The following is a 19,202-nucleotide window of genomic DNA, read 5'->3' as shown; positions in this document are numbered from 1 at the left end:
CAAGGAGACAGCATGCGCGCTCGTCAACTCGGCATCACCCTCGGCCTGGGCACTCCCGGCGAGTTCAACGCCATTACCGATGTTCCCGGCATTCGCGTCGGCCACAGCACCCTGATCGGCGAGCGTGACGGCAAGGCCGTGCGTACCGGGGTCACGGTAGTGCAACCACGCGACGCTGCGGCACGCCAGCAACCCTGTTTCGCCGGCTGCCATGTGCTCAACGGCAACGGCGACGCCACCGGGCTGGAATGGATTCGCGAGGCCGGGCTGCTGACCACGCCCATCGCCATCACCAACACCCACAGCGTGGGCACGGTGCGCGATGCGCTGATCGCCGCCGAGCATGCCGAACTGGCGGACCCTGCCGTCTACTGGTGCATGCCGGTGGTAATGGAGACCTACGACGGCCTGCTCAACGACATCTGGGGCCAGCACGTCGGCGCCGAGCAGGTGCACGAGGCGCTGGCTGCGGCCGAATCCGGCCCGGTGCGGGAAGGCCCGGTGGGCGGTGGCACGGGGATGATCTGCCACGAGTTCAAGGGCGGCATCGGCACGGCTTCGCGCAAGCTGCCGGCGGAGCAGGGCGGCTGGACCGTGGGCGCGCTGGTGCAGGCCAACCATGGCCAGCGCCGCGAGCTGCGGGTGGATGGTTATCCGGTCGGCCGCCAGCTGGGCGACCTGCCGTCTCCCTTCGCCGAGCAGGGCACGCCGGGCATGGGTTCCATCGTGGTGATCCTCGCCACCGACGCGCCGCTGCTGCCGCACCAGTGCCAGCGCCTGGCACAACGCGCCTCCCTGGGGATCGCCCGCACCGGCGGCGGCACCGATGACTCCAGCGGCGACATCTTCCTCGCCTTCGCCACCGGCAACCGCGACCTGCCACCGGCGGACTATGGGCGCAAGGATTTGCCTTTCGCCACGGCGCTGGAGATGGTCAACAACGACCATATCTCGCCGCTGTTCGCCGCCGCCGCCGAGGCGGTGGAGGAGGCCATCGTCAACGTGCTGCTGGCCGGCAAGGACATGCGCACCGATGACGGCGTGCTGGTGCCGGCGCTGAGCGGGGAGCGGCTGCTGGCCGCGCTGCGCGAAGTTGGTTGGAAGGGATGAGGTGACGCATTTGTGGGATGGCGTGGAGCGTAGCGATACCCATCCTACGAGTTGCAACCCGGAGATTCGGCGCTGTTTGCAGGAGCGCTGCTCCATGAAAAAAGCCGGAGCTGCTGGGCAGCTCCGGCTTTCGTCTTTCCCTTACCGGCGAATCAGTTCGGGGTGTAGATCTGGTCGAACACGCCACCGTCGGCGAAGTGGGTTTTCTGCACGGTGCGCCAGTCGCCGAAGGTCTTCACCACGGAGAAGAAGTCCACCTTGGGGAAGCGGTCGGAGAATTTGGCCAGCACTTCCGGGTTGCGCGGGCGCAGGTAGTTGTTCGCGGCGATGGTCTGGCCCTCGTCGGACCACAGGTACTTCAGGTAAGCCTCGGCCTCGGCGCGGGTGCCTTTCTTGTCGACCACCTTGTCGACCACGGTCACCGGCGGCTCGGCTTCGGCGGACACGGTCGGGTAGACCACTTCGAAGCCGCCACGGCCGAACTCGCGGGCGATCATCTCGGCTTCGTTCTCGAAGGTCACCAGCACGTCGCCGATCTGGTTCTGCATGAAGGTGGTGGTCGCTGCGCGGCCACCGGTATCCAGCACCGGTACGTTCTTGAACAGCTGGGCGACGAATTCCTTGGCCTTGGCTTCATCGGCGCCATGCTTCTGCGCGTAGCCCCAGGCGGAAAGGTAGGTGTAGCGGCCGTTGCCCGAGGTCTTCGGGTTCGGTACCACCACCTGTACGCCCGGCTTCACCAGGTCGTTCCAGTCCTTCAGGCCCTTGGGGTTGCCCTTGCGCACGATGAACACGGTGGCCGAGGTGAAGGGTGCACTGTCGTTGGGCAGGCGGGTCGCCCAGTCCTTGGGCACCAGGCCGCCATTGTCGGCCAGGGCGTCGATGTCGGTGGCCTGGTTCATGGTGATGACGTCGGCCGGCAGGCCGTCGATCACTGCACGGGCCTGCTTGCTGGAACCGCCGTGGGACATCTGGATGGTGATCTTCTCGCCTTTTTCTTCCTGCCAGTGTTTCTGGAAGGCGGCGTTGTAGTCCTTGTAGAAGTCGCGCATCACGTCGTAGGAGACGTTGAGCAGGGGCTGGGCGGCCTGGGCGGCGGAAGCCAGGGCGAGGCCGGCGGCCAGCAGCGAGGCGCTGAACAGACGTTTCACGAGCAGTTCCTTTTGGCAGTGTTGTTGGATGTCGATTATGCCGACAGGTTATATGGCACTTAAATACTTAAAGGCTATTTGCTTATGCGGGGAGCAGCGCTCGCAGTTCGCCGTATTCCGCACCCAACGAAGACGAGGGGGGAAAGTCGCCCGGCAGCCTAGCAGGCCTGCCGGGCGATGACTGCCCCTCGTCGCCTCACTCCAGCCCGCTGACTTCCAGTTCCTTCGGATACTCGACGCTGAACTTGAAGGTGGTGCTGCGCTTCTCGCCCGGCTTCAGCTGCCAGTCCCACAGCAGCTTGCCGTCGTCCTCGCGAGTGACGCCCTGGCCTTCGGGTTCCAACAGCGCGACCTTGATCTGCTCGTTTCGCGAGACCGGCAACTGATCCTTGAACTGCAGGCGCTGCTCGGTCTTGTGGTTGTTCTGCACGTCGATGCGGAACTCGTAGGTGACGCGCTTGCGCCCGCCGGTGAGGCCGGTGTAGTCGGTGTAGCGGTTGACCAGCTTGCGCTTGATCGACATTGCCTCGTCGCCGCCCAGGGCCAGCTCGAAGGTCTCGCCCGGCATCACCGCGCGCAGCTGGCCGCTGGCGACGAAGGTGTTGCCCAGGTAGGTATTGAGCGTGCCGGGCAGCAGCGGATAGTCGCTGGCGTTGCGCGTGTCGGCCTGCAGGTAGGCGGCTTCGCGCAGCGACGGCGTGGCCAGGTAGCGGAAGGTTGCCGGCAGTTTGAACTGGGCGATGGCGACTTTCTGCGAGCTGCCGTCGCTGTTCAGCGTGGCACGGGCCGGGATGTGGAAGGAGGCGCTGGTGGTGGCGGCGCTGACTTCGGCGACGGCCACCGACATTTCCGTCATCTCCGCCAGGGAGCCGGCCGCGGCCATCTCGTCGGCGGCGAAGCGCTGGGCTTTTTTCGCTTCCATCAGCATGGCCGGTGCAGCGGGCGCCGGGGCGGGCCGGGCGGCCATCACCGTGCGCGGATCGAATGTGTCGACGAACCACGGCGACAGCGCCGGCACGCTGCTGCCCAGGTTGGGGCGGGCGGTGGACAGGGTGAGGTCGACGTCGGTCCAGTCCTCGCCGCTGCTCTGCCGGACTATGCCCTGGTAGGTCATCTCGATCTGTTCTTCACCGTCGCGCAGGCGGGCATCGTAGGCCGGGCGCCAGGAGGCGTCGTACAGCGTGTAGCTGAGCTGCAGCTGGACCTGCGCGGGTTTTTCCAGCGCCACGCGGAGGACCGCGCGCTTGTAGTGGGTGCCGTCGCCGGCCAGGTGGCTGCGCTGGTTCTCCAGCTCCTGCTTGCGCTGTTGCAGGTCTTCGCTCTGCTGGTCGAGCTTGCGCTGCTCTTCGAGGATGTGGCCGAGGTTGCCCTCGCTCATCTGCAGCAGGTTCTTCAGTTCGTCGATGCTCGGCAGCGCCTGGTTCTTGCCCGGCTTGGTGCTGCTGGCCTGGATGTCGGCGAGGAACTGCTTCTGGTTCTCCAGCACGCTGCCACGGTCGCTGACCTCGCGCTCCTGGCGTTCGATCTCGCGCAGCTGCGCGTCCAGCTGTTGCAGACGGTTGTCCTCGGCGGGCGGCGATACCTGCGGCGCGCTGCTGACGTCGAGCAGGGTCGCGGCGGCGCTGGCGCTGAGCGAGGCCTGCAGGCTGTTGTCGTCGATGCGCAGGGGCAACTGCTCCAGGGCGATCTCGTGCTGGCCGGCGGGCAGCTGCAGGGTGGCGGTGCGAGTGACGATGGCGCGGTCGGTGTAGACGGTGACTGCGCTGATGCGGCTCTCAGCCACCTGCGGCGCGGCCAGCAGCGAGGTGCTGGCCAGCGCGCCGGTACTGGCGATGGTGATGGCGAGGATCAGTGGGTGGAATCGAAAGGGCATGTGCTCACCTCGGGCGGCCGGCGCTGCGGAACGCCACCATGGCGTCCGTCCATGGCGCTTGTGACGAAGGGGGCGGGCACAACGGGTTGAGCACGCTGACGGCCGCAGCGCGATCACCGACGAACGGCTACCGCGCAGCGATCACTGCGGCGCGACTTCATCCTTGCGCGGATACAGCGGGTTGCCGCAGCGCGAGCAGAACGCCGCTTCGGCCTCATGGTTGGCCTTGGCGCAGGCGGGGCAGGGCTTGTCCAGCGCCCCGGCCGGGCGCATGGCGTTGTGCAGTTCGGCGCTGAAGATGCCGGTGGGCACGGCGATGATCGAGTAACCGGTGAGCATCACCAGGCTGGCGATCGCCTGGCCCAGCGGGGTCTTCGGGGTGATGTCGCCGAAGCCCACGGTGGTGAGGGTGACGATGGCCCAGTAGATGCCGCGGGGAATGCTGGTGAAACCGTGCTCGGGGCCTTCGACCACGTACATCAGCGAGCCGAACACCGTCACCAGGCTCATCACCGAGAGGAAGAACACGGTGATCTTCTGCCGGCTGCCGCGCAGCGCAGTGAGCAGGAAGTCGGCCTGGCGCAGGTACTGGCGCAGCTTGAGGATGCGGAAGATGCGCAGCAGCCGCACCACGCGCACCACCAGCAGGTACTGGGCGTCGGGATAGAACAGCGCGATGACCCCGGGCAGCACCGCCAGCAGGTCGATCAGCCCATAGAAGCTCAGCGCGTAGCGCAGTGGCTTGGGTGAGCAGTAGAGGCGCAGCAGGTATTCGATCAGGAACAGGCCGCTGATGAACCACTCGACGCCGCTGAGCAGGCTGCCGAATTGCTGGTGGATGCGCGCGACGCTGTCGAGGAAGGCCACCAGCAGGCTGGCGAGGATGAACACCAGCAGCGCGCTGTCGAAGCGCCGACCGGCCTGGGTGTCGGACTGGAAAACGATGACGTAGAGGCGCTGGCGCCAGGTGGAGGTGTCGTCGGCCATGGGGAAATCTGCAGGGAAGATGCAGACACCTTAGCCGAGAAGGACCGGGGCAGTCTCGGCCACCCCGGCTCGCTTCATGGAACTGCGGTCAGGCGCGCTCGCCTGCCTGCGATTCGTCCACGTCGCCCTCGGCGATGCACGCCGCGGCGGTGAACAGCACGTCGGTGGAGGAGTTCAGCGCGGTCTCGGCGGAATCCTGGAGGATGCCGATGATGAAGCCGACCGCCACCACCTGCATCGCCACTTCGCTGGAGATGCCGAACAGGCCACAGGCCAGCGGGATCAGCAGCAGCGAGCCACCGGCCACGCCGGAAGCGCCGCAGGCGCAGATCGAGGCGACCACGCTGAGCAGGATGGCGGTGGGCAGGTCCACCGCGATGCCGAGCGTGTGTACCGCCGCCAGGGTCAGCACGCTGATGGTGATTGCCGCGCCGGCCATGTTGATGGTCGCGCCCAGCGGGATCGACACCGAGTAGGTGTCTTCGTGCAGGCCCAGGCGTTCGCACAGCTGCAGGTTGACCGGGATGTTGGCCGCCGAGCTGCGGGTGAAGAACGCGGTGATACCGCTCTCGCGCAGGCACAGCAGCACCAGCGGATAGGGGTTGCGGCGAATCTTGGCGAAGACGATCAGCGGGTTCACCACCAGCGCCACGAAGAGCATGCAGCCCAGCAGCACGGCCAGCAGGTGCAGGTAGCCGATCAGCGCGTCGAAGCCGGACTCGGCAATGGTGCCGGCCACCAGGCCGAAGATGCCCAGCGGGGCGAAGGCGATCACTACGCGGACGATCAGGGTCACGCCACCTGCCATGTCGTCGAGCAGGTCGCGGGTGGTCTGGCGGGCGTGGCGCAGGGCAATCCCCAGGCCGATGGCCCAGGCCAGGATGGCGATGAAGTCTGCCTCCAGCAGTGCCTTCACCGGGTTGGTGGTGACGCTGAACAGCAGCGAGCGCATCACCTCGCCGATGCCGCCGGGCGGTGCCAGTTCGCTGGTCGGCGCACTCAGCACCAGGGTGGAAGGGAAGGCGAAGCTCGCCATCACGCCGATCATCGCCGCGGCGAAGGTACCGATCAGGTACAGCAGCAGGATCGGTCGGATGTGCGTGCGCTGGCCCTGCTTGTGGTTGGCGATGGAGGCCATCACCAGCACCAGAACGAGCACCGGCGCCACGGCTTTAAGGGCGGAGATGAACAGCTTGCCGAGCAGGCCGACCGCCACTGCGCCTTGTGGCCAGAGTACGGCGAGGGCGATGCCGCAGAGCATGCCGATGAAGATCCGCAGGACCAGGCTGGTGCGCTTGAGCCGCTGCAGGAGGGTGGGAGTAGGAAGCGTCATGACATCTTTCGCTGCTGGAAGTGGGATCGCCCCGGCGGGCCGGGTGCGAAAGGGCGCGGATTATGCCGTCTGATGCCGGCAAATGCGCGGTTACCCGTCGATTGATCGGTCAGGTTCTGCTTCGCTCGGTGTCAGGTCGCAGTCTGGATGGCCGCGCGCGGGCCGGCATTGATCCATGCCAGTCGCGCAGGCAATAGGCGGGCTCAGCCGAGGTCGGCGAAGGCTTCCGGGTCCAGGTCGATGCCGGCGACCCGTTGCACGGCGCCGCGCATGGTCACCTGGAAGTCGTCCGCGACGCGGATCTTCAGCAGGCCGCCGGCCAGGTGCAGGTCGATGTGCTCGTCGCACAGGCCGAGCCTGCGTGCCACCGACGCGGCGGCGCAGCTGCTGGTGCCCGAGGACAGCGTGTAGCCGGCGCCGCGCTCCCAGATTTCCACGCGCAGGGCATCGCGGGACAACCACTGGACGAACTGCACGTTGCTGCGGCGGGGGAACAGCGGGTGGTTTTCCAGCAGTGGACCGAGGCGGCAGGCCAGCTCGCGGCTGGTCTGTTCGACGAACACCACGCAGTGCGGGTTGCCCATGGAGACGGCGTTGATCTTCAGTGCCACACCGTCGATTTCCAGCGGATAGTCCAGCGCCTCGGCGGCGTCGATCAGCACTGGAATCTTTGCGCAGGCGAACTCCGCGCGGCCCATGGACACTTCGACGGTGCGGCCTTCGTCGGACACCTGGCTGGTGACGGTGCCGCCGGCGGTGACGATGTCGAACGGCTGCCCGGCGACCAGTCCGCAGTCCCACAGGTAGCGCGAGAAGATGCGCAGGCCGTTGCCGCTCTTCTCCGCCTCGGAGCCATCGGGGTTGAGGATGCGCAGGCCGAAGGCGGCATCGCTGTGGTTGGCCACCAGGATGCCGTCGGATCCGATGCCGTGGTGACGGTCGCAGACGCGCGCGATCTGTGCAGCGCTCAGGGCAAAGGGTGCGTCACCGGCATAGACCAGGTAGTCGTTGCCCAGGGCCTGGTATTTCACGAAGTTCATCGTTGCGATCCGTCGCCGAAAGGAAGGCTTCCGACTATACACGCGGGCCGCTGTTTTCCCTTCCGGGAGCGTGCAGCAGTGTTTGCAGCACGCGCTGGCCGAGGATCACCAGCCAGCAGGCGAGGATGAAGGGCGCGGTGAACGCGGGCAGGCCGACCAGGGCGAAACAGGGCTGCAGCAGCACCGCCAGGACGATGCCGCACAGCGGCGCCAGCGGGCTGCGGAAACGCAGCGATAGGGCGATGCCGGCCAGCGCGCCGTTCAGGCCGAGCAGCCCGGCCTGGGCCGAAGCGGCCGGCAGGTCGAACAGCGGCGCCAGGGCCAGTGCGCCGGCAGCGCCGGCCAGCGCCCAGAATGCGGCGCGGCGTTCCACCAGCAGCAGGCCGAGGGCGATGGTCAGGCCGGCCAGTGGCTCACCGAGGAAGATGACTTCGCCGAAGCCCAGTGCCGTGGAATCCAGCAGCGGATTGACCGCGCCACAGGACAGGCAGGCGCCGCCGCTGGCCGGTGCGAAACCGAGCGCCTTGCCCAGCGCCAGCGAAACCCAGCCCAGCAGCACGAAGGCCGAGGTGTAGGCCGGCAGGCCGAAGCGCCGGCGTGACTGGCGCAGCAGCACGGCCTGCACGGCGACGCTGGTGAGGATGGCGGCGACGGTCAGCATCACCAACCCCAGCGACCACTGGAACTGGAAGGGCAGCAGCAGGCCGATGAGGATTGGGTTGTAGTCGTGCAGTCCGGCGTCGATGTCCGCCTGCGACTCGCGCACGAAGCGCGCGGTGAGCGGGCCGAGCAGCGCACCGAGGAGGGCGCCGGGCAGCAGGTGCGGTGCGGACCAGGCGATGGTCAGCAGCAGGATCAGGCCGAAGCGCGCGTCGGCCTGCAGGTAGATCTGGCCGAAGCCGATCAGCCGGTTGGTTACGAACTTGTTCAGGGACATTTGACGTCTGGGCAGTTGAAAGTGGCTCCGCAGCGCCTCGTTGGGTGTGGGGCATCGTGGCCCCATCGGCGGGCGCTGCGTGAGAACCTTGTGACGCCGCCATACGGGGCCGCGCCACGGGTCTGGAAAAAGAAAAGAGGTTGTCGGCGGGATCACCGCCAACAACCTCAAAGTTCCATGGCCAGCATTGGGAGTTGCTGCGTGGGGGCCATGGACCGACAAGCATTCGGTCGTCATGTTTCTGGTGCGCAGGCACTCAGTACAAAGGTCAATCCCGGACGGACGGGGACGCGGCCCCGTATTCCCGGCCCCGTCCGTCCGGGAGTGACTCGGTGCGGAGGCACGCGCCTGGGCGTGGCTCCTGAACTCGATTGCCCTCTCCCGCGAAGGGGAGAGGGGCTTTCAGCCGTGCATCAAACCTCCAATGCCGGCGCCACCGTCTCGATGCGCAGCATGTTGGTGCTACCGGGCTGGCCAAACGGCACACCAGCGGTAATCACCACGGTGTCGCCACGGCGCGCCATGCGCTGGGCCAGGGCGATGTCCAGGGCGGTGGAGCAGATCTCGTCGACATGGGCGAGCTGCGCGTTGACCACCGAATGGACGCCCCAGGCCACGGTCAGGCGGCGGGCGGATTTGAGTTGCGGCGTCAGGCTGAGGATCGGTGCCTTGGGTCGCTCGCGGGAGGCGCGCAGGGTCGAGGCGCCGGACTCGGTGTAGTTCACCAGCACCGCCACCGGCAGGATGCGGCTGATCCGGCGGATCGCGCAGCTGATGGCGTCGGAGACGGTGGCGTCCGGTTCCGGGCGGTTGATCTCCAGCGTGGCCTGGTAGTCCGGCTCGGCTTCGACCTGGCGGATGATCTTCGCCATCATCTCCACCGCTTCACGCGGGTACTGGCCCGAGGCGCTCTCGGCGCTGAGCATTACGCAGTCGGCGCCTTCGCTGACGGCGTTGGCGACGTCGGTTACTTCGGCACGGGTCGGCGCCGGGGAGAAACGCATGGATTCGAGCATCTGGGTGGCCACCACCACCGGGCGGCCGAGCTGGCGGCAGACCTGGATGATGCGCTTCTGGATGCCCGGCACGCTCTCTGCCGGCATCTCCACGCCGAGGTCACCCCGGGCGACCATGATCGCGTCGGACAGCTTGGCGATGGCCTCGATGGACTGGACCGCCGAGGGCTTCTCGATCTTGGCCATGAGGAAGGCCTTGTCGCCGATCAGCTCGCGGGCTTCCTCGATATCTTCGGGGCGCTGCACGAAGGACAGCGCGACCCAGTCCACGCCCAGCTCCAGGCCGAAGGCCAGGTCGCGGCGGTCCTTGGCGGTCAGCGGGCTGAGTTTGAGCACCGCTTCGGGAACGTTGACGCCCTTGCGGTCGGACAGCTCGCCGCTGTTCATCACGCGGGTCTCGATAGCGTCGCTATGGGCGTTGAGCACCTGCAGGCGAATCTTGCCGTCGTCCAGCAGCAGGCTCATGCCTGGCTCAAGCGCCTGGATGATTTCCGGGTGGGGCAGGGTGACGCGCTGGTCGTCGCCTGGCGCGTCGTTCAGGTCGAGGGTGAAGGTCTGGCCCTTCTGCAGCTGCACCGCGCCGTCGGCGAAGCGACCCACGCGCAGCTTCGGCCCCTGCAGGTCCATGAGGATGCCGATGGGGTAGTTCAGCTCGCTTTCCACTTCGCGCACCCAGGCGAAACGCTGGGCGTGGTCGTCGTACTCGCCGTGGCTGAAGTTCAGGCGGAACAGGTTGGCGCCGGCTTCCACCAGGGCGCGGATGTCGTCGCGGCTTTTGATTGCCGGGCCCAGGGTCGCGAGGATCTTTACTTTTTTATCCGGAGTCATTTGTCGTTCTCGAGGACCAGGATGGCGCGGAAGTCGTTGACGTTGGTGCGGGTCGGCCGGGTGATCACCAGGTCGCCCAGTTCAGCGAAGAAGCCGTAGCCGTTGTTGTTGTCGAGCTCGTGCAGCGGGTTCAGGCCGGCCTTGAGGGCGCGGCTGTAGCTGCATGGGCTCATCAGGGCACCGGCGTTGCTTTCCATGCCGTCGATGCCGTCGGTGTCCCCCGCCAGGGCCCAGATATTCGGTTCACCTTTCAGGTCGGCGGTGAGGCTGAGGAGAAACTCGGCGTTGCGCCCGCCACGGCCGTTGCCGCGCACGGTCACGGTGGTCTCGCCACCGGAGAGGATCAGGCACGGCGCTTTCAGCGGCTGGCCGTATTTACGAATCTGCCGGGCGACGCCGGCGTGGACCTTGGCTACTTCGCGGGATTCGCCCTCCAGGTCGCCGAGGATCAGCGTCGGGATACCCGCGGCTTCGGCCTTGGCCGCCACCGCGTCGATGGCGTGCTGTGGCGTGGCGATCAGCTTGAAGTGGCTGCGCGACAGGCATTCGTCACCGGGTTTGACGGTCTCCGAACGCGGGTCTTCCAGCCAGGCGCGCACGTTCGACGGAATGTCGATGGCGTAGCGCTTGAGGATCGCCAGGGCGTCGGCGGAGGTGGTCGGATCGCCCACGGTCGGGCCGGACGCAATCACCGTGGCTTCGTCGCCGGGCACGTCGGATATCGCGTAGGTGTAGACGCTGGCTGGCCAGCAGGCGCGGGCCAGGCGGCCGCCCTTGATGGCCGAGAGGTGCTTGCGCACGCAGTTCATCTCGTTGATGGCGGCGCCGGATTTCAGCAGGGCCTTGTTCACGCTGCGCTTGTCGTCGAGGCTGATGCCTTCGGCGGGCAGGGCGAGCAGGGCGGAGCCACCGCCGGAGAGCAGGAAGATGACGCGGTCGTTCTCGGAGAGGCCGCTGATCAGCTCCAGCACGCGACGGGCAACACGTTCGCCAGCATCGTCCGGCACCGGGTGCGAGGCTTCCACCACTTCGATGCTGCGGCACTGCGCGCCGTAGCCGTAGGGCGCGACCACCAGACCCTGGACGTCACCATTCCAGTGCTTCTCGGCGACCTCGGCCATGGCTCCGGCGGCCTTGCCGGCGCCGATGACGATGGTGCGGCCGCCCTTGTCGGTGGGCAGGTGCTGCGCCAGCACCTGGGCCGGATGCGCGGCGGCAATGGCGGTGTCGAACAGCTCGCGCAGGAAGGCGCGTGGGTCGAGGCTCATGTCAGGCTCCGATGATTCTTGTTGTGGTGTTCCATGGCTCAGGCTTCTGTCTTCAGAAGGCTCAGCGATGGAATCGAACAGCCCGGCCGGCGAGGCCGTATTCCCTACGGCCGGGTGTTCGAGTCGCTTTGCAGCGTGGCGGGCGAGGCCACTCCCATAACTTCGCCCGTCACTTTGCTCGGTGGCGGATAACGCCGCTGGCGTTATGCGCCCTACGTCTTGCTCTTCGTAGGATGGGTATCGCTGCGCTCCACGCCATCCTACGAATGCCTTTCTCAGTCCTTGCGGATGGAGAAGTTGGCCATGTGCTCCAGGCCCTTGATCAGGCCGGAGTGGTCCCAGTTGCTGCCGCCGATGGCTGCGCAGGTGCTGAACACCTGCTGGGCGTTGGCGGTGTTGGGCAGGTTCAGGCCCAGTTCGCGAGCGCCGGCCAGGGCCAGGTTGAGGTCCTTCTGGTGCAGGCTGATGCGGAAGCCCGGATCGAAGGTGCCCTTGACCATGCGGTCGCCGTGCACTTCGAGGATGCGCGAGGAGGCGAAGCCGCCCATCAGCGCTTCACGCACCTTGGCCGGGTCGGCGCCGTTCTTCGCGGCGAACAGCAGGGCTTCGGCGACGGCCTGGATGTTCAGGGCGACGATGATCTGGTTGGCCACCTTGGCAGTCTGGCCATCGCCATTGCCGCCGACGCGGGTGATGTTCTTGCCCATGGCCTGGAACAGCGGCAGGGCGCGTTCGAAGGTGTTCGGGCAGCCGCCGACCATGATGCTCAGGGAAGCGGCCTTGGCGCCGACTTCACCGCCGGAAACCGGGGCGTCCAGGTACTGCGCGCCGGTGGCCTTGATCTTCTCGGCGAAGGTCTTGGTGGCGGTGGGGGAGATCGAGCTCATGTCGATCACCACCTTGTTCGGGCCCACGCCTTCGGCAATGCCGTCCTTGCGGAACAGCACGTCTTCGACCTGCGGGGTATCCGGGACCATCACGATGATGAACTCGGCTTCCTGGGCGACTTCCTTGGGGTTGGCCAGGCCGATGGCGCCGGCTTCGACCAGGGCTGCCGGGGCGGCATCGTGGTGGGTGGAGACGAAGATCTGGTGACCGGCTTTCTGCAGGTTCTGCGCCATGGGCAGGCCCATGATGCCGGTGCCGATGAATCCGATTTTGGCCATGAGGAGTTCTCCTGGTTGTTCTTGTTGGGCTGGCTGGCGCGCTGCGTACCCAACGCGCCGGCCGGCGAATCAGATGACGTTGTGGCTCTTCAGCCAGCCGAGGCCAGCTTCGGTGGTGGTCTTGGGCTTGTATTCGCAGCCGACCCAGCCGCGGTAGCCGATGCGGTCCAGGTGGTCGAACAGGAAGCGGTAGTTGATCTCGCCGGTACCCGGCTCGTGGCGGCCGGGGTTGTCGGCCAGCTGCACGTGGTTGATCGAGGCGAGGTTCTTCTCGATGGTCCGCGCCAGGTCACCTTCCATGATCTGCATGTGGTAGATGTCGTACTGCAGGAACAGGTTGGCGCTGCCGACCTTCTCGCGGATGTCCTGGGCCTGCTTGGTGGTCTGCAGGTAGAAGCCGGGAATGTCGAGGGTGTTGATCATTTCCATGACCAGCTTGATGCCCGCGGCTTCGAGCTTGCCCGCCGCGTACTCCAGGTTGTTCAGGAAGGTGTTCTCGATGGTCGCGCAGTCGTAGCCCTGCGGACGGATGCCGGCCAGGCAGTTGACCTGGGTGTTGCCCAGCACTTTGGCGTAGGCGATGGCCTTGTCGACGCCGGCGCGGAATTCCTCGACGCGGTCCGGGTGGCAGGCGATGCCCCGCTCGCCCTTGGCCCAGTCGCCGGCAGGCAGGTTGAACAGCACTTGTTCGAGCTTGTTGGCGTCCAGGCGGGCCTTGATCACCTCGGCCTCGACGTCATACGGGAAGAGGTACTCGACACCGCTGAAACCGGCACGCGCGGCGGCTTCGAAACGGTCGAGGAAGTCCACCTCGGTGAACAGCATGGACAGGTTGGCGCAGAAACGGGGCATGGGGTCACTCCTGTTGAACGGGTGGTGCGTGGTGCTCGGCTTCTTCATGAAAGAGAGCAGGGGGTGGGGGACTCTCCGCCAGGAAATATCCACCCCCAGCTCCTCCCCGAAGGGAGGAGTCGTACGGTCCGGCTGATCAGTCGAGCAGCGAGATGGCCGTCGGTGCGTCGATGCCTTTCAGCGCCAGCTCTTCGAACTCGTTGACCGCGTTGATCTCGGTCCCCATGGAGATGTTGGTGACGCGCTCCAGGATGACCTCGACCACTACCGGTACACGGTGCTGTTGCATCAGCTCGCGAGCCTGGGCGAAGGCGGCGCCGATCTGGTTCGGGTCGGTCACGCGGATCGCCTTGCAACCCAGGCCTTCCACCACCGCGACGTGGTCCACGCCGTAGCCGTTGAGCTCCGGTGCATTGACGTTCTCGAAGGCCAGCTGCACGCAGTAGTCGATCTCGAAGCCGCGCTGCGCCTGACGGATCAGGCCCAGGTAGGAGTTGTTCACCAGTACGTGGATGTACGGCAGGTTGAACTGCGCACCGGCAGCCAGCTCCTCGATCATGAACTGGAAGTCATAGTCGCCCGACAGCGCAACGACCTGGCGGCTCGGGTCGGCCTTGACCACGCCCAGGGCTGCCGGAATGGTCCAGCCCAGCGGGCCGGCCTGGCCGCAGTTGATCCAGTGGCGCGGCTTGTAGACGTGCAGGAACTGCGCGCCGGCGATCTGCGACAGACCGATGGTGCTGACGTAGCAGGTGTCCTTGCCGAAGAACTCGTTCATCTCTTCGTAGACGCGCTGCGGCTTGACCGGCACGTTGTCGAAGTGAGTCTTGCGCTGCAGGGTGCGCTTGCGCTCGCGGCAGGATTCGACCCAGGCGCTGCGGTCCTTCAGCTTGCCGGCGGCTTTCCACTCGCGGGCTACTTCGAGGAACACGTCCAGGGCGGAGCCGGCGTCGGAAACGATGCCCAGGTCCGGGGTGAATACGCGGCCGATCTGGGTCGGCTCGATGTCCACGTGGACGAACTTGCGGCCAGCGGTGTAGACGTCGACCGAACCGGTGTGGCGGTTGGCCCAGCGGTTGCCGATACCGAACACCATGTCCGATTCCAGCACGGTGGCGTTGCCGTAGCGGTGCGAGGTCTGCAGACCGCACATGCCCGCCATCAGCGGGTGGTCGTCAGGGATGGTGCCCCAGCCCATCAGGGTCGGCACTACCGGCACGCCGGTCAGCTCGGCGAATTCCACCAGCTTGTCGGAAGCGTCGGCGTTGATGATGCCGCCGCCGGCACAGATCAGCGGGCGCTCGGCGTCATTGAGCAGGGCCAGGGCTTTCTCGGCCTGGGCGCGGGTGGCCTTGGGCTTGTTCACCGCCAGCGGCTCGTAGGCGTCGATGTCGAATTCGATCTCGGCCATCTGCACGTCGAACGGCAGGTCGATCAGCACCGGGCCGGGGCGGCCGCTGCGCATTTCGAAGAAGGCCTTCTGGAAGGCGTAGGGCACCTGGCCCGGCTCCAGCACGGTGGTCGCCCACTTGGTGACCGGCTTGACGATGCTGGTGATATCCACGGCCTGGAAGTCTTCCTTGTGCATGCGTGCACGGGGAGCCTGGCCGGTGATGCAGAGGATCGGGATGGAGTCGGCGGAAGCCGAGTACAGGCCGGTGACCATGTCGGTGCCGGCGGGGCCGGAGGTGCCGATGCACACGCCGATGTTGCCGGCGTTGGTGCGGGTGTAGCCCTCGGCCATGTGCGAGGCGCCTTCCACGTGGCGGGCCAGGACGTGATCGATGCCACCGAGTTTCTTCATGGCCGCATACATGGGGTTGATGGCGGCGCCCGGTACGCCGAAGGCGGTATCCACGCCTTCGCGACGCATGACGAGTACGGCAGCCTCGATTGCTCTCATTCTGGCCATATTTTGTTCCTCGGTTCTTATACTGATTGTGTACAAAAGTTGAGGCGATTCTAGGCAGGCAATTCGACGAAGGTCAAGACGGGTTGTATACGAGGGACTGAGTGGTCATTTTTCCATGGAAGCCTTCTATTCCAAGGCTTTCGTGGAAAACCTGAACGCAGGGTCAAACTATCGTTTGAAAAAATGTATACAAAAATACATGTGGATTGTCCTTTTCAGTTGCTTTGGGTGAGACCTTCGGCTACTAGATTGCGTACAGATTTCTGATACGCGTGTGCGCAGTCTTCACCTGTGCATGGCGTGGCCCCGGCTTACCGACCTTTACCTGCCTTACCAACTTGAAGAGGAAAACCTCATGAGCATCCTGAGTCTGGAAACCGCCCTGGACATCACCCGTCACGCCCTGGTCGCCAGCCGCGAGCTGTCCACTGCGCCGCTGACCATCGCCGTGCTGGATGCCGGCGGGCACCTGCTGAGCCTGCAGCGCGAGGACGGCGCCAGCATGCTTCGTCCGCAGATCGCCATCGGCAAGGCATGGGGCGCCGTGGCGCTGGGCAAGTCGTCGCGGGTGCTGGCGGCGGACGCTCAGCAGCGGCCGTCGTTCATCGCCGCGGTAAACACCCTGGCGCAAGGCAACGTGGTGCCTGCGCCGGGCGGCGTGCTGATCCGTAATTCGGCGAATGAAGTGATAGGCGCCATCGGCATCAGCGGCGACGCCTCGGACATCGATGAGCAATGCGCGATCCGTGGCGTGCAGGCGCTGGGCCTGGTGGCTGACGCGGGCTGATCGAGAAAGGAAAGGGCGCGCGCCCGGTTACACCTGTAGGAGCGAGCTTGCTCGCGAACCCCCGTCTACGCCGGAAGTTTCAGGTGCGCGGCGGGTTCGCGAGCAAGCTCGCTCCTACTCGTTCAGGCGTTCGAATACTGCTGGCGTTAAATCGACAACGGCCGCAAACGCCCCTGCGGCTTGGGCTCGGTGCCGCCGTCTGGCGCAGTGCCGCGCAGCACCAGGCGCGTGATGGTCTCGGTGGCCGCCTCGAAATCCGCATCGCTGAGGCTGGTCTTGCCGGTGACCATGGAGATCTGCCAGTCGAAATCGGCGTAGGTCTGGGTCGCCGCCCAGATGGTGAACAGCAGGTGATGCGGGTCCACCGGCGCCAGCAGGCCGCGGTCGATCCAGCTCTGCAGGCAGGCGATGTTGCGCTGCGCCTGGGCGTTCAGCTCATCCAGGTATTCCTTGGGCAGGTGCGGCGCCCCGTGCATCAGCTCGCTGGCGAACACCTTGGAAGCGTGCGGCAGCTCCTGGGAAATCCTCACCTTGGAACGAATGTAGGCGCGCAGCGCCTCGCTCGGCTCATCGTCCTCGCGGAACGGTGCGGAGGCCTGCAGCAGCGGCTCCACCACGCTTTCCAGCACGCAGCGGTAAAGGTTTTCCTTGGACTGGAAGTAGTAATAGACGTTGGGCTTGGGCAGCCCGGCGCGAGCGGCGATGTCGCTGGTCTTGGTCGCCGCGAAGCCTTTTTCGGCGAATTCCTCGCTGGCTGCGCGCAGGATGAGGCGACGGTTACGCTCGCGGATGCTGGTCATTGGCTGGTCTTCTTTCTTGTATTGCGTGGTCACCCAACTGAGCCGGGCATGGTAGCACCGGGCTTCGGAAGCCCTCAACTCAGGCGCTTGTACGCATTTTCCTGACTCGTGGGTCGGTTTTCTGTGTACAGCTGCCCGGTTCTGCGGTATTTCTAGCGCACTTTCGTTCGGCAACTGCCATCCGGAACCCCCATGTCCGATTCCCAGCTGGTCGACCCTTTCGGTCGACGCATCACCTACCTGCGCCTGTCGGTCACCGACCGCTGCGATTTCCGCTGCACCTACTGCATGAGCGAAGACATGCAGTTCCTGCCGCGCGACCAGGTATTGAGCCTGGAGGAGCTGGAAGCCGTCGCCGACGCCTTCATCGGCCTGGGCGTGAAGCGCATCCGCATCACCGGCGGCGAGCCGCTGGTGCGCAAGGGGCTGACCAGCCTGCTGGCGCGACTGGGCGCGCGGACGGAGCTGGACGATCTCTCCATCACCACCAATGGCTCGCAACTACGTGAGCGCGCGGCCGAGCTGCGCGCAGCCGGCGTGCGCCGCCTGAACATCAGCCTGGATTCCCTGCGCCGCGAGCGCTTCGCCGCCTTTACCCGCTCCGACAAGCTGGAGCAGGTGCTCGATGGCATCGACGCTGCCCGCGAGGCCGGCTTCGAGCGCATCAAGCTCAATGCCGTGGTGCAGAAGGGCCGCAACGACGACGAAGTCTGCGAGCTGGTGGCCTTCGCCCTGGAGAAGGGCATCGACATCAGCTTCATCGAGGAGATGCCGCTGGGCAGCGTCAGCAGCCACGAGCGCAAGCAGACGTTGTGCAGCAGCGACGAGGTCCGCGCGCAGCTCGCCGAGCGCTGGCAACTGCTGCCGACGCCTGAGCGCAGCGGCGGACCGTCGCGCTACTACCGCATCGACGGCTACGCCAGCCGCATCGGCTTCATCTCGCCGCACAGCCACAACTTCTGCGGCGACTGCAACCGGGTGCGGGTGACCGCCGAAGGCAAGCTGGTGCTCTGCCTCGGCCACGAAGGCGCGCTGGACCTGCGCCAGTTGCTGCGCGAACACCCCGGCGACAGCGCACGCCTGCGCGAGGCGCTGATGCAGGCACTGCAACTCAAGCCCGAACGCCACCATTTCGAAGCCGACCAGCAGGTCCAGGTGCTGCGCTTCATGAGCATGACCGGCGGCTGAGTCCGCCACGGCGGGCGCTCGGCCCGCCGGACAGAACAAAAACAACAGGCAACAAGGAGAGTCGTTTGAAGCTCAAGGCATTCTGCTGCGCGCTCGCCAGCATCCTTACCAGTGGTGTTTCCAGTGCCGCCATGGCACAGACCTACGTCGTCGGCGTCGAGAAACTCGCCTTCGCCCCGCACTACAGCACCGATGCCCAGGGCAATTACCAGGGCTTCGCCCGCGAGGTGCTGGACCTGTTCGCCAGCACCAGCGGCATTACCCTGGAATACCGGCCGCTGCCGGTGGATGCGCTGCTGCCGGCGCTGCTGTCCGGCCAGGTCGATCTCAAGTATCCGGACAACCCCAGCTGGGCGCCCGAGCAGAAGGCCGGGAAATCCCTGCACTACAGCCAGCCGGTGACCGAGTACGTCGATGGCGTGCTGGTGGCGCCGGAACGGCTGGGGCAGGGCGTCGGCGCCCTGAAGAAGCTGGCGCTGGTGGAGGGCTGGACGCCGCGCGGCTACGAGCAGCAGGTGCAGTCCGGGCAGATCACCATCGCGCCGGGGGCCGACCTGCGGCAGATGATGCAGGCCGCGCTGAAGAAGCAGGCCGACGGCGCCTACTTCAACGTGGTGGTCGCCACTTACTACCTGGACAACATCCGTGCGAAACCCGGTGCGCTGGTGTTCGACCCGTCGCTGCCGCACACGCGCAGTGCCTTCCACCTGTCCACGCTGAAGCAGGGTGAGCTGATCGGGCGCTTCGACCGCTTCCTCGTCGACCACGCCGCGGAAGTCGCCGTGCTGAAGGCGAAGTACGGCGTCGAGGCCAGCCTGGACTCCGAGCATTTGGGTGTCGAGCAGTGGAAGCTGGAGTTCCTCGAACGCCAGAAAGCCAAACAGAAGTCGCCCTGAGCCGCCTTCTTCCCTAGAATCGCCGCTGCCGTTCGCGCGCCAGCCGTAGGGAGGATGA

Annotated in this window: 16 protein-coding genes; 4 read left to right on the top strand and 12 right to left on the bottom strand. The window is 66.1% G+C overall.

Annotated elements, in window-relative coordinates; genetic code table 11:
• Positions 1-12 precede the first annotated feature (12 nt).
• Positions 13-1,110: a P1 family peptidase gene (locus QO207_RS12175; RefSeq protein WP_301532657.1), complete on the top strand. Its 1,098-nt coding sequence runs from the start codon at positions 13-15 to the stop codon at positions 1,108-1,110.
• 152 nt (positions 1,111-1,262) lie between these two features.
• Here QO207_RS12175 and QO207_RS12170 read toward each other — a convergent pair whose 3' ends face one another.
• From QO207_RS12170 to gcl, 11 genes are all read right to left on the bottom strand, one after another.
• Positions 1,263-2,261 carry a sulfate ABC transporter substrate-binding protein gene (locus QO207_RS12170; RefSeq protein ID WP_138212864.1) on the bottom strand — a complete coding sequence of 333 codons (999 nt, stop codon included), beginning with the start codon at positions 2,259-2,261 and terminating at the stop codon, positions 1,263-1,265.
• Between the two features lie 196 nt (positions 2,262-2,457).
• Positions 2,458-4,134, bottom strand: a complete 1,677-nt coding sequence (locus QO207_RS12165) for a mucoidy inhibitor MuiA family protein (protein ID WP_301532656.1) — start codon at positions 4,132-4,134, stop codon at positions 2,458-2,460.
• Positions 4,135-4,275: 141 nt separating this feature from the next.
• A complete protein-coding gene (locus QO207_RS12160) occupies positions 4,276-5,121 on the bottom strand; it encodes an ion transporter (RefSeq protein ID WP_301532655.1) in 846 nt (281 codons plus the stop codon).
• A gap of 88 nt (positions 5,122-5,209) precedes the next feature.
• Complete coding sequence (sstT, locus tag QO207_RS12155; RefSeq protein ID WP_301532654.1) at positions 5,210-6,454, bottom strand: serine/threonine transporter SstT; 1,245 nt, start codon at positions 6,452-6,454, stop codon at positions 5,210-5,212.
• 203 nt (positions 6,455-6,657) lie between these two features.
• The gene (gene dapF, locus QO207_RS12150; protein ID WP_301532653.1) at positions 6,658-7,494 is read right to left on the bottom strand and encodes a diaminopimelate epimerase; all 837 of its coding nucleotides are present in this window, start codon (positions 7,492-7,494) and stop codon (positions 6,658-6,660) included.
• A 34-nt stretch (positions 7,495-7,528) separates the two neighbouring features.
• Positions 7,529-8,431 (bottom strand): urea transporter, encoded by a 903-nt coding sequence (locus QO207_RS12145; protein WP_301532652.1) that lies wholly within the window; start codon positions 8,429-8,431, stop codon positions 7,529-7,531.
• Positions 8,432-8,844: 413 nt separating this feature from the next.
• On the bottom strand, positions 8,845-10,275 hold the full coding sequence (gene pyk, locus QO207_RS12140; RefSeq protein WP_301532651.1) for a pyruvate kinase: 1,431 nt from the start codon (positions 10,273-10,275) through the stop codon (positions 8,845-8,847).
• On the bottom strand, positions 10,272-11,543 hold the full coding sequence (locus tag QO207_RS12135) for a glycerate kinase (RefSeq protein ID WP_301532650.1): 1,272 nt from the start codon (positions 11,541-11,543) through the stop codon (positions 10,272-10,274). The genes pyk and QO207_RS12135 overlap by 4 nt, the downstream gene beginning before the upstream one ends.
• Before the next feature lie 275 nt (positions 11,544-11,818).
• Positions 11,819-12,709: a 2-hydroxy-3-oxopropionate reductase gene (locus QO207_RS12130; RefSeq protein WP_024763150.1), complete on the bottom strand. Its 891-nt coding sequence runs from the start codon at positions 12,707-12,709 to the stop codon at positions 11,819-11,821.
• A gap of 69 nt (positions 12,710-12,778) precedes the next feature.
• Complete coding sequence (hyi, locus tag QO207_RS12125) at positions 12,779-13,561, bottom strand: hydroxypyruvate isomerase (protein WP_301532649.1); 783 nt, start codon at positions 13,559-13,561, stop codon at positions 12,779-12,781.
• A gap of 136 nt (positions 13,562-13,697) precedes the next feature.
• A complete protein-coding gene (gene gcl / locus QO207_RS12120; RefSeq protein ID WP_301532648.1) occupies positions 13,698-15,473 on the bottom strand; it encodes a glyoxylate carboligase in 1,776 nt (591 codons plus the stop codon).
• Positions 15,474-15,828: 355 nt separating this feature from the next.
• Between gcl and QO207_RS12115 the strand changes: the two genes are divergently transcribed.
• Positions 15,829-16,260 carry a heme-binding protein gene (locus tag QO207_RS12115; RefSeq protein WP_184596718.1) on the top strand — a complete coding sequence of 144 codons (432 nt, stop codon included), beginning with the start codon at positions 15,829-15,831 and terminating at the stop codon, positions 16,258-16,260.
• Positions 16,261-16,406: 146 nt separating this feature from the next.
• Here the strand turns inward: QO207_RS12115 and QO207_RS12110 are convergent, their stop codons facing one another.
• Positions 16,407-17,060: a TetR/AcrR family transcriptional regulator gene (locus tag QO207_RS12110; RefSeq protein WP_301532647.1), complete on the bottom strand. Its 654-nt coding sequence runs from the start codon at positions 17,058-17,060 to the stop codon at positions 16,407-16,409.
• Between the two features lie 192 nt (positions 17,061-17,252).
• Between QO207_RS12110 and moaA the strand changes: the two genes are divergently transcribed.
• Positions 17,253-18,248, top strand: a complete 996-nt coding sequence (gene moaA, locus QO207_RS12105) for a GTP 3',8-cyclase MoaA (protein ID WP_301532646.1) — start codon at positions 17,253-17,255, stop codon at positions 18,246-18,248.
• A gap of 65 nt (positions 18,249-18,313) precedes the next feature.
• Positions 18,314-19,144: an ABC transporter substrate-binding protein gene (locus tag QO207_RS12100; RefSeq protein ID WP_301532645.1), complete on the top strand. Its 831-nt coding sequence runs from the start codon at positions 18,314-18,316 to the stop codon at positions 19,142-19,144.
• The last annotated feature ends 58 nt before the right edge of the window (positions 19,145-19,202 follow it).

The sequence above is a fragment of the Pseudomonas sp. CAN1 genome (assembly GCF_030462585.1).
GTDB lineage: Bacteria > Pseudomonadota > Gammaproteobacteria > Pseudomonadales > Pseudomonadaceae > Pseudomonas.
The sequence above is the reverse complement of the archived record's forward strand: the minus strand, read 5'-3'. Positions and strand labels throughout refer to the sequence as shown.

Excerpts from the sequence above, each read along its gene's own strand:
- QO207_RS12115 (WP_184596718.1), top strand. The coding sequence starts at position 15,829 with ATGAGCATCCTGAGTCTGGAAACCGCCCTGGACATCACCCGTCACGCC.
- QO207_RS12110 (WP_301532647.1), bottom strand. The coding sequence starts at position 17,060 with ATGACCAGCATCCGCGAGCGTAACCGTCGCCTCATCCTGCGCGCAGCC.
- QO207_RS12130 (WP_024763150.1), bottom strand. The coding sequence starts at position 12,709 with ATGGCCAAAATCGGATTCATCGGCACCGGCATCATGGGCCTGCCCATG.
- QO207_RS12175 (WP_301532657.1), top strand. The coding sequence starts at position 13 with ATGCGCGCTCGTCAACTCGGCATCACCCTCGGCCTGGGCACTCCCGGC.
- hyi (WP_301532649.1), bottom strand. The coding sequence starts at position 13,561 with ATGCCCCGTTTCTGCGCCAACCTGTCCATGCTGTTCACCGAGGTGGAC.
- QO207_RS12160 (WP_301532655.1), bottom strand. The coding sequence starts at position 5,121 with ATGGCCGACGACACCTCCACCTGGCGCCAGCGCCTCTACGTCATCGTT.
- gcl (WP_301532648.1), bottom strand. The coding sequence starts at position 15,473 with ATGGCCAGAATGAGAGCAATCGAGGCTGCCGTACTCGTCATGCGTCGC.
- QO207_RS12135 (WP_301532650.1), bottom strand. The coding sequence starts at position 11,543 with ATGAGCCTCGACCCACGCGCCTTCCTGCGCGAGCTGTTCGACACCGCC.
- moaA (WP_301532646.1), top strand. The coding sequence starts at position 17,253 with ATGTCCGATTCCCAGCTGGTCGACCCTTTCGGTCGACGCATCACCTAC.
- QO207_RS12145 (WP_301532652.1), bottom strand. The coding sequence starts at position 8,431 with ATGTCCCTGAACAAGTTCGTAACCAACCGGCTGATCGGCTTCGGCCAG.
- QO207_RS12165 (WP_301532656.1), bottom strand. The coding sequence starts at position 4,134 with ATGCCCTTTCGATTCCACCCACTGATCCTCGCCATCACCATCGCCAGT.
- sstT (WP_301532654.1), bottom strand. The coding sequence starts at position 6,454 with ATGACGCTTCCTACTCCCACCCTCCTGCAGCGGCTCAAGCGCACCAGC.
- dapF (WP_301532653.1), bottom strand. The coding sequence starts at position 7,494 with ATGAACTTCGTGAAATACCAGGCCCTGGGCAACGACTACCTGGTCTAT.
- pyk (WP_301532651.1), bottom strand. The coding sequence starts at position 10,275 with ATGACTCCGGATAAAAAAGTAAAGATCCTCGCGACCCTGGGCCCGGCA.